This is a genomic window from Levilactobacillus koreensis JCM 16448 (assembly GCF_001435525.1).
Taxonomy (GTDB): domain Bacteria; phylum Bacillota; class Bacilli; order Lactobacillales; family Lactobacillaceae; genus Levilactobacillus; species Levilactobacillus koreensis.
Genome location: NZ_AZDP01000070.1, coordinates 19,988 through 35,073 on the forward strand (window position 1 = coordinate 19,988; position 15,086 = coordinate 35,073).

The window sequence follows — 15,086 nt, forward strand, 5'->3', positions numbered from 1 at the left end:
TATTAACGACCTGAACGTGAGAAGCCACCCCGCCTCCCAATGGTAATTATACCATGAGGGATAGGTAGGGTGGCTTTTACTTGTAGTGTACTACCCGCCAGTAGCCTCACCAAATTAACCTAACATGGGTATTGTAACATAATCGCCAGAGCTAGTTTACTACCTGCTAAAACCTGCCATTCAAAGCGGAAGAGTATAGGATAAACGACTTGACAAAACTTGACAAAACTTAACTTTTTTCAAGGAGTTATGGAGCGTTCCTAGACCTATTACAAAACAACGCGGATCATAAATGCTAACAAATGCTAGTGTCTTGGGAATGTTGGCATTTGTTGGCGTTTTTCAATTGGAGCGTTAAAAGGGAGCGTTACGATTCAAATAACACAGATTGCCGAAACGAACTCAACACAAAACATGACTACAGCGGGAAACTCCGCGATACGAATTTTAACGGCCTATTACAAAACAAACACGGATTGTGCTGAAACAATTTAACACAAAATAAGGCGTAAACTGCTGGCACGTAAGCATTCGAGATACTTATGCCAATAGGAGCGTTACGTTTGATGGAATCGGAGCGTTACGAAACGGTGAAGTCTATCCGGACATTTCGGACACCCTAAAGGGGATGTATAACGAATATGTGGAGATTGTGGAGGCCCTAAAAAGAGAAATCATGCTGACATTTCTGACACCCTAAAAAGAATATATAACGAATGTGTAGGGGTTTTGGAGACATTAGAAAAGCTCAAAGTGTCGGGTTTTGTCGGATTATTTTGCGAGTATTAAACCAGCGCTGCCTCAGGAGAAGGCTAGGTAGTCGTAAATCGCGACAGCTTACTAGTGTACCTTATTGTGAAACAAACACTATGGTGCAGTGCTCAGTAATACCGGTACTATCGCAAAAGACGGGTGCACCTTTTTTGTATTAGGAGGGTGCACCCAAAATAATTCAAATTCAGACTGATTGTGATGTTGATCAAGAGGAACGCTACCCTTGCAAACCCCAACATTGAAAGGGAGCGTTACCCTAGTAAACCCTAAGGTTAAATGGAGCGATTAAGGGTAACGATTGATAAGCCTTTATAAGGTTATGGTGAGCTTCCATGCTGACATTTGATAGCATTTTAAATGCAACGGTATGCTGGTAAATGCTCGTATTTGCCAAGGTTATAAGGGATCTCTAAGCTGCGTAATCTATAGGCTTTATCCCCTGCTAGGTAAGCGATAGGGAAGGTGAAAGCGGGGCATTTCGCAAGTAAAAACGCTCCCTTTGAAATGCAACGTTACCATTGGGCGTTGCATTATATTAGACAACAGCAAATAGTCCAAAATAAAAACTGCTAGTCAATTTGACTAACAGCCATTTATTCCTATCACCGCTGGTTTATTGGGTCATTTCGTGAATGCCATTTTGAATGCCATTGAATGCCATTCTATGGTTTTCTATGTGATACGCAGAAACTTGAAACCCTATAACCACGGTGTTAAGACGGTGCTTACATCATGGGTTTATCTGAAAAATGGAGCTGGCGGGGATCGAACCCGCGTCCTAGCATATTGCCAACTCAACGTCTACACGCATAGGCAGACTACTTAAAGTTTCACTGAATAACTTGCCGCCTGTCAGGGCCCACATACTCAGCTAACCTGATTCATCTCTTCTAACGTACTTCAGGTGGGAGCCGTTAGCGTAAGCCCGTTAAATTTAGGACCCAGATCTAGACCGCGGGCAAGCCTAGGAGGATCTACGTTAAGCGCCTATTAAGCAGCTAAAGCGTAAGAATTGTTATTATTTTTTGCAGTTATAATAAACTGGACCTTTTAACGTAGATGCCGCTACGACGCGCAGTCAAGCTTCAACCTATACCAGTCGAATCCAGAACAGCCCCATGACGATACTTGTATAGTGTAGCATATCTCAGCGGTCGTGAAAACTATTTCGCTTGTTTGCAGCTAATTTAAGGAAATATCGGCGGCCACGGTATAGTATAATAGGTAATTAAGGGCCCACACGGCCGAAAAATAAGTAACCGGCGAAAAGTTACAGAAACTTCATGATTCTATCATGGGGATGTCTGATTAACCTGTTAAGTTCAAGACACTATGACTCACTAACTTTTTGCCGGCTCCGAGTACGTGAGAGACTGAACTTTTGGAGGTAGCAATGAAGTTATTAATGATTGAAGACAACCATTCAGTATCACAGATGATGTCCATGTTCTTTAAGAAGGAGCAGTGGGACGCGCAATTCGCCTACGACGGAAACGAAGCGGTCGAGATGTTTGCCGCCGCGCCCAACGATTGGGACATGGTCACGCTGGACCTGAACCTACCCGGGATGGACGGCATGCAGGTCAGCGCCGAGATTCGCAAGCTGTCGCCGACCGTGCCAATTATCATGTTGACGGCGCGGGATTCGGAGAGTGACCAAGTCTTGGGCCTTGAAATGGGGGCGGACGATTACGTCACCAAGCCATTTAGTCCCATCACGCTGATTGCGCGGATCAAGGCCCTACACCGGCGCGCCGAACTCGGTCCCATTTCGAAGACGGACGCCGCACCATTAAATGACACGGAATCATTTGACGTGGTCACTGAGAATTTTAAGCTCAACACGAAGACCCGCGAGGCCTATCTAAATGGCCGGCAGATTCAAGACTTAACGCCTAAAGAATTCGACTTACTCAAGACGCTAGCCCAGAAACCACGCCAGGTCTTTTCGCGGGAACAGCTCCTGCAATTGGTATGGGATTACGAATACTACGGCGACGAACGCACCGTGGACGCCCACATCAAAAAGTTACGGCAGAAGATCGAAAAGGTTGGCCCCCAGATTATCCAAACTGTTTGGGGGGTGGGTTATAAATTTGACGATAGTGGAGCAAACTAACAATGAAGCTAATGTATCAACAAATGTTGGGGTTCTTTGCGGCCATCACGATTATTCTGGTCCTAATGGGCGTGTCGTACTCGCAGATGACCCGGCACATGGTGTACAGCAATACGTGGAATTCACTGGAAAAGTACGCCAACAGCCTGATCGAACAGTCATTAAGAATCAGCTCACAGCACCCGAAGGTCGTCAACTTTGACACGACGGCGCTGGAAAATAGCGAGCAGTTGTTGCAAAACCAGGCGGTCAGTACGGCCATTTATAATTCATCGAACCGCATCGTCTTTCCAGCGAATGTCTATCAACAGTCCATCGCCAGCTCTGATTGGAAGAAGTTAAAAAATAATCAAATCATTCACAAAGTTGTCGATCGGCGGGTCCGTAATAAAAACGGCCAGGTGGGTCCAGCGGTGACTGAGGTCATGAAACCTTACTTCTATAATAATAAGTTGGTTGCGGTCGTCGTGATGGGGGCCTTCGTCTCCGACATCAACACCAACGTCAACCAGATCAATCGTAATCTGATCAAATCGTTGTTGTTCTCGTGTTTAGTAGCCATTGTTGCCAGTTATATCTTGGCGCGCTACTACACGTCACGAATCAACCGGCTGCGAAAAGCGACCAATCAAGTGGCCAAAGGAAACTACGATGTTCAAATGGCGAGCCGCAATCGGGACGAAATTGATGACCTGATCAACGATTTTAACGGCATGGCCCACTCGTTGAAGGATTCACAAGAAGAGATTCAACGCCAGGAAGAACGTCGTCGGGAATTCATGGCCAATGCTTCTCACGAAATGCGAACACCACTGACCACCATCAACGGTTTGCTTGAGGGTCTGGCTTACGATGCCATTCCCGAGGAGAGTAAGGAAGAGAGTATCGAGTTGATGCGCAGTGAGACCAGTCGTCTGATTCGATTGGTCAACGAGAATTTGGACTACGAAAAGATTCGTTCAAATCAGATCATGCTCAACCTGCACGAGTTCAACGCCATCGATGCCCTGCATAATATTGTGGAACAGCTGAAGCAAAAGGCCGATGATAGCGGGGATGCACTAGAATTACAGGCACCAAAGGAGATTCCGGTGTATGCCGACTACGACCGGTTCGTCCAGATCATGTTCAACATTACGCAGAACGCCATTCAATTTACCCAGCAGGGGAACATCACCATTTCCGCCCAGCGAGGGTATGAGGAGACCATCGTGAAGGTTGCCGATACCGGGATGGGAATGTCCGACAAACAGCTGCAGAACATCTGGGAACGCTATTATAAGGCCGATCCGTCACGGAAGAACACCAAGTATGGCGAGTCCGGTCTGGGCTTATCCATCGTGCATCAGCTGGTTCAACTGCACCACGGGAAAATCAGCGTTACCAGTAAGGAAGGGGTCGGCACGACCTTTACCGTCATTTTCCCCGACCAGCATCAGACGAATTCTGAACGGGCCAAGCCAGCCGAGTAATCAGGAGCTGTGCTGAACCGCGTGGCATGTTACAATGAGAAGAACCACTTAAGGAGGAAACTTTTGAAACGAGTACAAATTACCGGAAAATCCGTCCGTAAGTTCGAGGACGGCTATCCCATCGTATCTTTAACCGATCTAGAAAACCATAATGACTTCGAGGATGGCGCGTGGGTCCAATTGGAAAACCACGGTCACTTCGTCGCCACAGCTTACTTTGCAAAACAACACCGTGGTATCGGCTACGTGCTGAGCCTACGGGAAAATGAAGCAATTGACGAACGATTCTTCGCTGGCAAATTGCGGGCAGCAGCGGCCCGGCGTTCAGCCTTCGCTGACGTTGCCGCTTACCGCCTGTTCAACAGTGTTGGTGATAACCTTGGTGGCTTGACCATCGACGTTTACAACGGCATATACGTCTTTCGTTGGGAGAACCAAGCCCTGAAGCAACAGTCACGGTTGATCTACTCCGCCTTTGACCGTATCGTGGGTAAGGCCTTTCCAATCGTCTCCGTCTCCGCTGGTCAGGAAAAGGCCCAGCTGGTCCGGGGCGACTTGGGCAAGCAACCGATGACGATTATGGAAAATGGGATTGCTTATCCCGTTGACTTAACGTCTGGTCGCCAACAGTTGGCCTTAGAATTCCGTGATATCCGGGACTGGGTCAAGGCGGATAGCGCACAAAAGCGCCTGTTGAACCTATTTAGTGCCGAAACCGGGGTGGTCACGGCTGCCATGGTCGGTGGTGCGGTGGAAGCCGTCACCGTTGACCCCACGAACCGGGCAACGACAGCGACCCAAGCGCAATTGGACGCGAACAACTTGGATCAAGCAGCCGTTGAGATGCGGACTATGGACGTGGCCAACTACTTGGATTACGCCGTGAAGCATGAGTTGACGTTTGACACGATCGCCATCAACCCACCAGCTTTCGTTCGGGGAAAGAAGCGGGCCTTTACCTTGGAACAGGACCTGCAAGAGCTGCTCGAACAGGCACTGAAATTGACCCATACCGGTTCACAGGTGCTGGTCACGACCACGACACCAACGTACAACTTGAAACGTTTACGGCAGACGGTGAATGACGCCGTTGAAAATTATACCGGTTCTGTAAGTGTTTCCACAACTTTTCAGTCACCAGCTGATTTTCAAAGCAATGCTGCGGACCGACACAGTGAATCATTAAAGGGTTTACTACTAACGATTGTTTAATGAAAACGATTGAAAACTAACACAAGGAGTACCGATTGGTAAGATAGACCACTTGCCAATCGGTATTTTTTTAGACAACAATGGTTTACTTTTGGAATGGAAACATTTAAACTTACTATTGCAAATTAAGAAGCGCTTACAGAGAGAAAAGTCAGAATTGAAACGAGAGTTGAGGTTTACAAATGGGTGTATTATTAGCTTTAATTCCAACGGTGTGTTGGGGTAGCATTGGATTAATTAGTGGCCGACTCGGGGGGACATCTTACCAACAAACGTTGGGGATGACCGCCGGCGCCGTCGTCTTTGGGATTTTCTCCTTAGTGTACTTCCACAGTCAATTGACTTGGATGGCAATGTTGGTTGGGGTTGCTTCAGGACTCTGCTGGGCCGTTGGTCAGTTTGAACAATTCCAATCCATGAAGTTTATTGGGATTTCACGGACAGTGCCAATTTCAACCGGGCTACAATTGGTGGGGACGGCGCTGGCCGGGGTACTGCTCTTCCATGAATGGAAGACCACTAAGATGGTCACGATGGGAACCATTGCTGTTATCGTCCTAATCGCCGGTGCAGCCCTAACCTCCCTGCGTGATAAGAAAGCGGTTGCGGGTACGGAACACATGGAAGCCGGTAAAGGTTCCGTAGCCATCGTGATTTCTACGATTGGTTATGTGCTTTACACGGTGATTGTGAACATGTCTGGAATTTCGTCGAAGACTATTATTTTCCCACAGTCTATCGGAATGATCCTGGGTGCCTTGATTTTCGTGATGTTCTCTCGGCAGAAGGTTTGGCATAAGGCCACTGCGAAGAACATGCTAACTGGACTGGTCTGGGGGGTTGGGAACTTCTTCATGTTCATGGCCATCCCATCGGTTGGGCTAGCCATTAGCTACTCCCTGGCTCAATGTGGGATCGTCATCTCAACCTTTGGGAGCATCTGGCTACTGGGCGAAAAGAAGACCAATCGCGAAATGGTCTACATTACAATTGGGTCACTTTTAGTTGTTGCTGGTGGGGTAACTCTCGGCATAATGAAATAGTTATAAACGGGCTGATGACGGGCGTTGTCGGCCTTTTTTATTTATAAAAAAATTTGGACTATACCATTTACATTTTAGAGAAATGCGTTATAATGGACTAGTCAATAATAATAAAAGTGAGGTTATCTAAATATGGCACATATCGCCTTTGATCGTTCCAAACTTGACCCGTTTATTCATGACAATGAGTTGGGAGAAATGCAAGCACTCGTTACCGCTGCGGACAGCGAACTCCGTAACGGTACTGGTGCCGGCAGTGATTTCCGTGACTGGTTGGCTTTGCCACACGACTACGACAAGGAAGAATTTGCCCGCATTAAAGCTGCTGCGAAGAAGATTCGTTCTGATTCCGAAGTTCTCGTTGTGATTGGTATCGGTGGGTCTTACTTAGGTGCGAAGATGGCCGTGGATTTCTTACACGACACTTTCTTTAATTACTTACCAGCTGAAAAGCGTCAAGGACCACAAGTCTTCTTCGCTGGAAACTCTGTCAGTCCCGATTACGTTCATGACTTGATCAACTTAATCGGCGACCGTGACTTCTCCGTCAACATCATTTCGAAGTCTGGGACCACGACGGAACCTTCCATCGCCTTCCGGATCTTCAAGGACATGTTGATCAAGAAGTACGGTGTTGATGGGGCTAAGAGCCGGATCTACGCCACGACTGACAAGGCTCGTGGGGCACTGAAGACCGAAGCTGACGCCGCTGGCTACGAATCATTCGTTATCCCTGATGGCGTTGGTGGCCGTTACTCCGTCTTAACTGCCGTTGGTTTATTGCCAATTGCTGCTTCTGGTGCTGACATCGACGAATTAATGAAGGGTGCTGCGGACGCACAAGATGCTTACACGAACCCTGATTTGACTAAGAACGAAGCTTACCAATACGCTGCCTTACGGAACATTCTGTACCGGAAGGGCTACACCACAGAATTACTGGAAAACTACGAACCACGGCTCCAGTACTTCGCAGAATGGTGGAAGCAATTGATGGGTGAATCCGAAGGTAAAGACCAAAAGGGCATTTACCCATCTTCCGCTAACTTTACGACCGACTTACACTCCTTGGGTCAATACATCCAAGAAGGCCGTCGGAACTTGATGGAAACCGTTATTATGGTTGACCAACCACAAAACGACGTTGACGTTCCAAGTGCTAGTGACGACTTAGATGGTCTGAAATACCTGCAAGGCAAGCCAATGAGCTTCGTCAACACCAAGGCTTACCAAGGGGTTGTTTTGGCCCATACCGATGGTGGCGTTCCTAACATGGGCGTTCACATCCCAGACCAAACGCCTTACACGTTAGGTTACTTGATCTACTTCTTTGAAGTGGCTGTTGCCGTCTCAGGTTACCTGAACGGAATCAACCCATTCAACCAACCAGGTGTTGAAGCCTACAAGACGAACATGTTCGCTCTATTAGGCAAGCCTGGCTTTGAAAAGTTGGGTAAGGAACTGAACGCTCGGCTTTAATTTTAAATTAGAATAAATGATGAAATACCCCGTTGAGATGACTGACGGGGTATTTTTTTTACCCGCGATTAAAGGCCGAAAGCAAACTTGTCCGTCGCCGTTCACAACGCTCCTCAATGGCGGTCAATTTGGTTGGTGAGAGGTCGATAACCAACTAGATTGAATAGACCATTAAGCCAATTGTTAGCTCAACTTATAAGCCGACAAATGGCGTCCTATCAACGTTAGTGGTGACGCTGAAGAGATTAAATCAACAGAGATACATTTATAATTTGACGTTGCCATCTGTTGCCTGATTAACCCGCCTGTTTTTTTCTCACTATCGGACTAACTAACTAAATATAAGCTATAGTAAATACAAGGCGGTCAAATGATTGTCTAAAATAAGTTGCTTATGAGGCCAGCAATTGCCGTAAGCTCTGTTTGGGGATGTGGCCAGCTACTGGTTTAGGGTGAATTGGAGGAGGATTACGATGCGAAGGAAGATAACCGCTGTCGTGGTGGGTGTGTTGATAGCCATCATCGTCTATCTTGTCGGAGGCCTCGGTGCTGGTAGCATTACAGCACATGCCAGTGAGATATCGATTTCGGGTGTGGGTGAAAATGATGCTATTATTACGGATGCTAACGGGAATCGAATTCCTAATGGAAGTGATTTGAGCAAGTGGGACAACTACACGGTTGATTACACTTGGGGATTACCAGATGGAGAGACCATTCAGGACGGCGATACGGCAACCGTGACGTTTCCACATACAGCCGTGGGTCGACGAGATGTGACTTTTCCGCTCTACGATGATGCCGGCCAGAAGATTGGGACGTTTACCATCAGAGAGGGCCAAAGTACTGGGACAATTACCTTTAACGGGGTCTTGGCTGGAACGGCGACGAACCGGCGTGGGACACTGAAATTCTACGTTAAGGGGAGTTCGCAGAATGAAAATGTCGGTTTGGACTGGGGAATCAATAAGATTGGCTGGGTCAGTCAGCGCAATCCAGATGGGTCACCAGCCAGATTGACGTGGAACGTGGCGTTTAACCCGAACAGTACCAATATGGGTCAAGCGGTCATTACGGACAATATGGGTCCCGGTCAAACGTACGTTGGTGGTAGCGTTCAGGTCACCACTGGTCGCTACGATGCGACAACCGGCGACTTTATCAGTGATGGCGGAACGCTGACGCCGACGGTTGAGTCAGCGGGGAATACGCTGATTTTTACGTTTGAGAATGTTAAGACGGCCGTGAACATGACGTACCACACGACACCAGCAGTTTCCGGTACTGGTGGTGAATGGCTGAACACAGCGTCTATGAACGGTCAGAGCATCACTGCGCGGATCGTTTGGGGCGGTTCTGGAATTGGTAATGGTGACAACAACACTGGGGACGAAGAGGTGCCTGGTGAGGTCATCTTGACTAAGTCGGATAGCGAAACTGGTCAAAAATTGGCCGGGGCCGTGTATGACTTGCAGGACAGCACTGGCAAGGTCATCAAGGCCGGGTTAACGACCGATGCGGATGGGGCAATTGCCTATCCAAATTTGCCAGCAGGTAACTATCAGTTCGTTGAGGTGACACCACCGGCAGGCTATACGTTGAATAAGGAACCGGTGCCATTTACGATTACTGAGGGAAGCCTGGACACCGTATTCGTTAAGGCGACCGACACGAAGGAAGAAAGTGGCACGACGGAGCCAGAAAATCCAGGAACAACGACGCCACCAACGACGGAGCCAGAGAATCCGGGAACAACGACGCCACCAACAACGGAGCCAGAGAACCCGGGAACAACGACGCCACCAATAACGGAGCCAGAGAACCCAGGAACAACGACGCCACCAACAACGGAGCCAGAGAATCCAGGAACAACGACGCCACCAGTAACGGAGCCAGAGAACCCAGGAGCGACGACGCCACCAGTAACGACGCCAGAAAATCCGGGAACAACGACGCCACCAACAACGCCGGAGAAGCCTGGTACCACGGTGCCACCAGTGACAACGCCGACAAAACCAGTAACACCAGCGAAGCCAACGAAGCCAAGCAAACCAACGAAGCCGAACAAACCAGTCACGTCACCGACAACGTCAGGCAGTAGTAGTTCGACCACAACGGCGCCAAGCACGACGACTGGCGGAGCAGGTGCTTCTTCAACTGGATCATCGACGGGAACTAGTCACAACGGTAGTGGCCAGTCTAATGACAACAGCTCATACGTAGGGTCGACCTTACCACAGACCGGTGAAAACCAGTCGCACAGTTTGGTAGACACGATTGTGGGCGTGGCCTTACTAGTTATCGCTAGCGGATTTGGGTACGGTTGGTTACGGAAACACTGAGATTAATGATGAGTAAGAATTGAAATGGACCACGCTTTCTGGGATTTTCTCCGAGAAGGCGTGGTCTTTTTTTGGTGATTTTAAAATATTTTTCGGTAAATGATGGCAAACGACATAATGTGTCATGCTGATTTTGTATAATGAGGCGTACCTTGTGACCTGGACAATGCTGATTGACCGTACATGTGGTCAAACTCGACGCTGTTTAAGGGAAACAATAGTTAAAAAATAATTATGTCACAGGAAAGGAGAAAAATATGAAAGGTTTAGGTAAACGTTGGATTGCAGGCATCATTGTCGTATTGGGGTTGATTGGCATTGGTCTAGCTAGTCCAGTCAGTGCGCAAGCCAAAGCAAAAGCCAATTTTCCGCGGAAGACAATTACATACCATATCTCATCAACTGGGAGTTACTATCGTGGCGTGTGGAAGTTGGCAGTTAAAAACTGGAATCATCTGAAAGTGGTGAAGCTGGTAGAGACGAGTGATGCATCGGCGGCTAATTTGGTACTGACAACGACTAAGACTGCTGGGAAAAACTATGCTTACACTAGCTCAATGAGCTATCCAACGGTAAAAGATAGTGACTCTGAGAGTTCGAGTTCAATATCAACTCAGTACTTCAATTACAAAATTTTATTGTCCCGGAAAATGATGAAATGGTTCTATTTCAACAAGACTGAGAGGGCCGGTTGGGGCAGCACAGCAATCGGAGATATTTTAGGCTTGAATACGTCTAAAAATTTTGAGAGTGTTATGAATTTTACGACATTCAAGGAAGACAAGCCAACTAAGTATGACAAGAAGAATCTCAAAAAGTTATACCAAAACCTGCCATATTAAGAGGTATTCGATTAAACTTATAAAATATAGAGGAGCAAACACAATGAAGTTAATCAAACTATTCAGTGCTGCAATGGTTGCCACCACGATGGGCGCTGCAGCAATTGTCGCCACACCAGAATTGACGGCAGATGCCAAAGCACAGAAGTCACTCAAAACCTATCCTAAGGCTTTACGTCGGACGTGGTACCATTACGAAAAGAATGATAACGGTAAATTCACGTACAGCAAGTTGACTTTCACCGCAACCAAGCTAACGGGCACCTGGGCAGGTTGGGGAACGACTAAGTCCGAGAAGTTTAAGTCGATTTTACATCAATATAATCCGGCTAAGAAGTTACAGAAAGGGAAGGAAAATTGGGCGTTTGCTTATAAATCCGGCAAGTCAACTAGATGGGGTATTTGGAATACTAGCAAGCGCTTTATGGGATCCAAACAGGCATTAGAGAGTTATAAAGTAGTGACGGCCAAGGTTGATGGTAAGAAGGTCAAAGTACTGCACGCTAAAAATTTATCTTCGCTACCGGTTGATGAACCGTACTACTACACCAGCAAAAAATTGACGAAACAAACTAACCCTAAAGGGGATAACTACGGTAATGGTTATGGTTGGAATTAATTATCGATAGATCTGTTTGAATAGTAGTCCTGCGTAATACGAATATTTGATGCTATTGGAACTAAAATACTGCTTTTCTTTTGTGAATAGAAGAGTGGTTCCTTACAGGTGATTGAAGGTTGCTGTTGTTTAAGCCCTTTGATGACCTTTTTTATTTATGGAAACCAAAAAGTCCAATGGATTAAAAAAACCGCTAACACAACGTTTTCACGTCATATTAACGGCCACCGAGTTGATTCACTTATTGGGTATACTGGGCTCGAACCAGTAACTTACGGATTCAGAGTCCGCTGCCTTACCATTTGGCGAATACCCAATGATCTGTGTTGCTTTAAGCAACTATTTAATAGTAACTTGTTCCGCTTTTGGTGTCAACCAATTTTCTTTAAAAAGTAGCTGGAACTGCATGAATTTCCGATTTTTTGTAATTTTATGCAGAGAACAATTGACATTTTTTGTTGGATAGCGTAAATTAGACATTGCTAGTAAATGACATTGCCCGCTGGTCAAACTGGTTTAAGACGTCGCCCTCTCAAGGCGGAGTTACGGGTTCGAGCCCCGTGCGGGTGATACTTAAGACGACGTTTATAAATAAAGAGCACTGAATCGTTGATTTAACAACGTTTTGGTGCTCTTTATTTTTTTGTTACCTGTAACAAAAAAGAACCAGTATTCGAAAATACCGATTCTTACTTGTCGCCATCCAATTTGAAGAGGTGGGGCTTACCATAGAACCAGCCTTGGCGAAGATCAATCTCTAAGCGGTCGGCCATTTCGTGTTCTTCTTCGTTTTCCACCCCTTCGAGGATCAAACGAAGCTTGTACTGCTTGGCAATCTTGTCCCAGAAAGCCAGGGCCTCAGGAATCTCGTTTTCACGTTTTTCCTGCCGGAAGTTTTGCATGGCGAATTTAATTTCACTGGCGTAAGGGAGGATGGGCTTCAGGTGGTCGTAAGTGTTGACCCCGGTGCCAATATCATCCAGGCTTAGCTGAATCACGTGTTCATCGAAGAAGTGAACTTGATCGATGATCTGTTGATTGGAAACTTTTTCGTCGGTGACCTCTTCAGTGACCTCTAGGACCAGGTTAACCGGATAAATGTGCTGTTGTGCAGCAATAATTGCATTGGCAATGGTCGGGTCAATGAATTGGCTTTGGTTGACATTGAAGGAAACGGACCCGATTTTTAAAGCTAACTTTTTGGCCGTACGGTTAATGAGGTCCGCCTGAACATCAATCGGAATGGACGCGAAGTTGTGGGGTAGGACCCACTTGCCATCAACCTGCTGGCGAATCAGCAACTCGTAGCCAATCAACGAGTTGTTGGATACATCTAGTTGTGGCTGAAGAAAATAACGATACATAGGTATGAGTTCCTCCTTACAGGTGTCTGCTACCATCATACTTTATTTTGACGATTAAAAATAGGGTAAATTCACCGAAAAATTAGACAGGAAAGCTCTTTTGGCCGTATTAATTTTCACGGCAACATATTATATTATATAAAGGTTTATGGTTTTATTATATGATTTGTCTTATAGTAGGAGTAGTGAGTTATTTAGCCCGGGGTCGTATTTTCCGTTGGGAAAGTACGGACTAGCTGGGAATAATTGGTGCTTTGGTCGGCAATCAATTACTAAACTTAACTAACGAGGAGAATGATTAGACAATGGCATGGTCAATTTGGCTAGTTCCCCCAATCATCACAAGTGTGTTCTTTGTTCTAGGGGTCATTACGCTGTACTGGTCGATTTTTAATTGGGTAACGGCGAAAGTCGAATCGCAAAACAAACCAGTGAACGTCAAAAGGGTTCAGATTGCCATCGGGACGACCTGTGCCGTCGTATCGGTGTTTGCATTACAGCTAATCGTTCGTGATAGTCATTTGTCGTGGACGTTTACCAATTTTCAACTCTTACTGTTAATTTTCGTGGCTTATTTCTTACAACTTAAGATTCCCCACTGGCTGATTTTCTTAGCCGGTGTCGGCTTTATGCTGATGAATGGTAACTTCACGGCAGTCTTGTCGTGGGTCTACACGCTTTTATTCGTCTTATTCTACGTGATTTCTTACCAACAGAGTACCCACCTCTGGCGTTGGCCGTATACACGCTACATCACCATCGCCATGCTCTTTGCCGTGGCGCTGTGGTTCTTGGTCAAGTTGCGTTTCCACTTGGACTGGAACACGTACTTCATTGAATTAGGGGATTATGCGGTGTTGGCGACACTAATGTACGGTTACTTCAAGATTCAAGACAAGGACCGCCGCATCAAGGATCGCCTCTTCCAGTCGGCTAATTGGGATGCGTTGACGCGTGTTCAAAATTATGCGGCATATGACCGGGCAATTGCCTACCAATTTCAGCAGAGTACCGCGCACAATACGGACCTATCGATGGTCATGTTTGATATCGACCACTTCAAGCACGTGAACGATACTTATGGTCACCTGGCGGGGGATGAAGTTCTCAAACAGGTTGCCAGCACGGTTACGGCCACGCTGAAGAAGGTTGACAGTAAGATCATCTTATACAGGACTGGTGGGGAAGAGTTCAACATTATCTTCCCGGACTACGACTTGGAGCGGACGCGAGCAGTGGCTGAACAGGTCTTTGAAGCGGTTAAGGATTTGAAGATTCCCTACAACGACGTGGTCTTGAATGTGACGATTTCTGTAGGGGTTTCCGTCTTAAGTGCCAGTGATCATAACCCGCTGGACTTTTACAAGCGGGTCGATGCGAACCTCTATCATTCGAAGAAGAATGGTCGCATGCAGATTACGGCTGGTTAAGTAAAGGATAATTCGAACGAAGATTCGTGCCAAACGGCCAATTTTAGTGTAAAATGGCTGCTAGTCGTGGGAGTGTCCATGACGGATTGGAGCGATTATCGTGGTCTTACTATTATTGTTACTCTTATTGTTATTCCCAATTCTCCGGTTGGTCTTTGGCTTAGCCGGATGGTTGTTGGGAATCGTCGGGACGGTGATTATCGGGGCCATCGTCCTAGTTGCATTTGCCGCCCTATTCCGGTTCTTCTTGATTGCCGTTTTGGTCGTCGGGGGACTGTGGGCGTCACGCGCACTATTTAATTAGTCAATCGAAAAAGGGGCCACAGAAGTGATCAGGCGCGGCTCCTTGTCAAGTAGACAGCTAAATAATTAAAATCATTATGCAGTATT

At 46.7% G+C, this 15,086-nt stretch carries 11 protein-coding genes, 2 tRNA genes and 1 other RNA gene; 11 read left to right on the forward strand and 3 right to left on the reverse strand.

What is annotated here, in order from left to right; genetic code table 11:
- Positions 1-1,521: 1,521 nt before the first annotated feature.
- Positions 1,522-1,892, reverse strand: a transfer-messenger RNA (tmRNA) gene (gene ssrA / locus FC99_RS13610).
- Positions 1,893-2,167: 275 nt separating this feature from the next.
- Between ssrA and FC99_RS05965 the strand changes: the two genes are divergently transcribed.
- The 8 genes from FC99_RS05965 (at position 2,168) to FC99_RS06000 (ending at position 11,902) form a co-directional block, all read left to right on the forward strand.
- A complete protein-coding gene (locus FC99_RS05965) occupies positions 2,168-2,893 on the forward strand; it encodes a response regulator transcription factor (protein WP_048732240.1) in 726 nt (241 codons plus the stop codon).
- A 2-nt stretch (positions 2,894-2,895) separates the two neighbouring features.
- Positions 2,896-4,365: a sensor histidine kinase gene (locus FC99_RS05970; protein ID WP_048732238.1), complete on the forward strand. Its 1,470-nt coding sequence runs from the start codon at positions 2,896-2,898 to the stop codon at positions 4,363-4,365.
- A gap of 63 nt (positions 4,366-4,428) precedes the next feature.
- Complete coding sequence (locus FC99_RS05975) at positions 4,429-5,577, forward strand: class I SAM-dependent methyltransferase (protein WP_048732237.1); 1,149 nt, start codon at positions 4,429-4,431, stop codon at positions 5,575-5,577.
- A 182-nt stretch (positions 5,578-5,759) separates the two neighbouring features.
- The gene (locus FC99_RS05980) at positions 5,760-6,620 is read left to right on the forward strand and encodes a GRP family sugar transporter (RefSeq protein WP_048732234.1); all 861 of its coding nucleotides are present in this window, start codon (positions 5,760-5,762) and stop codon (positions 6,618-6,620) included.
- Between the two features lie 132 nt (positions 6,621-6,752).
- A complete protein-coding gene (locus tag FC99_RS05985; protein WP_048732232.1) occupies positions 6,753-8,099 on the forward strand; it encodes a glucose-6-phosphate isomerase in 1,347 nt (448 codons plus the stop codon).
- Between the two features lie 473 nt (positions 8,100-8,572).
- Positions 8,573-10,441 (forward strand): SpaA isopeptide-forming pilin-related protein, encoded by a 1,869-nt coding sequence (locus tag FC99_RS05990; RefSeq protein WP_048732229.1) that lies wholly within the window; start codon positions 8,573-8,575, stop codon positions 10,439-10,441.
- A 257-nt stretch (positions 10,442-10,698) separates the two neighbouring features.
- Positions 10,699-11,283 (forward strand): hypothetical protein, encoded by a 585-nt coding sequence (locus tag FC99_RS05995; protein ID WP_048732227.1) that lies wholly within the window; start codon positions 10,699-10,701, stop codon positions 11,281-11,283.
- Between the two features lie 43 nt (positions 11,284-11,326).
- On the forward strand, positions 11,327-11,902 hold the full coding sequence (locus FC99_RS06000; protein WP_048732225.1) for a hypothetical protein: 576 nt from the start codon (positions 11,327-11,329) through the stop codon (positions 11,900-11,902).
- Positions 11,903-12,146: 244 nt separating this feature from the next.
- Here FC99_RS06000 and FC99_RS06005 read toward each other — a convergent pair.
- A tRNA-Gln gene (locus FC99_RS06005) sits at positions 12,147-12,218 on the reverse strand.
- Positions 12,219-12,398: 180 nt separating this feature from the next.
- Here FC99_RS06005 and FC99_RS06010 point away from each other — a divergent pair.
- Positions 12,399-12,472: transfer RNA gene (locus FC99_RS06010), tRNA-Glu, on the forward strand.
- A gap of 119 nt (positions 12,473-12,591) precedes the next feature.
- On the opposite strand, the gene FC99_RS06015 is transcribed toward FC99_RS06010, so the two are convergent.
- Positions 12,592-13,266: an EAL domain-containing protein gene (locus FC99_RS06015; protein WP_048732223.1), complete on the reverse strand. Its 675-nt coding sequence runs from the start codon at positions 13,264-13,266 to the stop codon at positions 12,592-12,594.
- 305 nt (positions 13,267-13,571) lie between these two features.
- Here FC99_RS06015 and FC99_RS06020 point away from each other — a divergent pair, with 305 nt between their 5' ends.
- Together FC99_RS06020 and FC99_RS06025 are read left to right on the forward strand one after the other, a co-directional pair.
- Positions 13,572-14,696: a GGDEF domain-containing protein gene (locus tag FC99_RS06020; RefSeq protein ID WP_048732222.1), complete on the forward strand. Its 1,125-nt coding sequence runs from the start codon at positions 13,572-13,574 to the stop codon at positions 14,694-14,696.
- Between the two features lie 100 nt (positions 14,697-14,796).
- A complete protein-coding gene (locus FC99_RS06025; protein WP_048732220.1) occupies positions 14,797-15,000 on the forward strand; it encodes a hypothetical protein in 204 nt (67 codons plus the stop codon).
- Positions 15,001-15,086 lie beyond the last annotated feature (86 nt).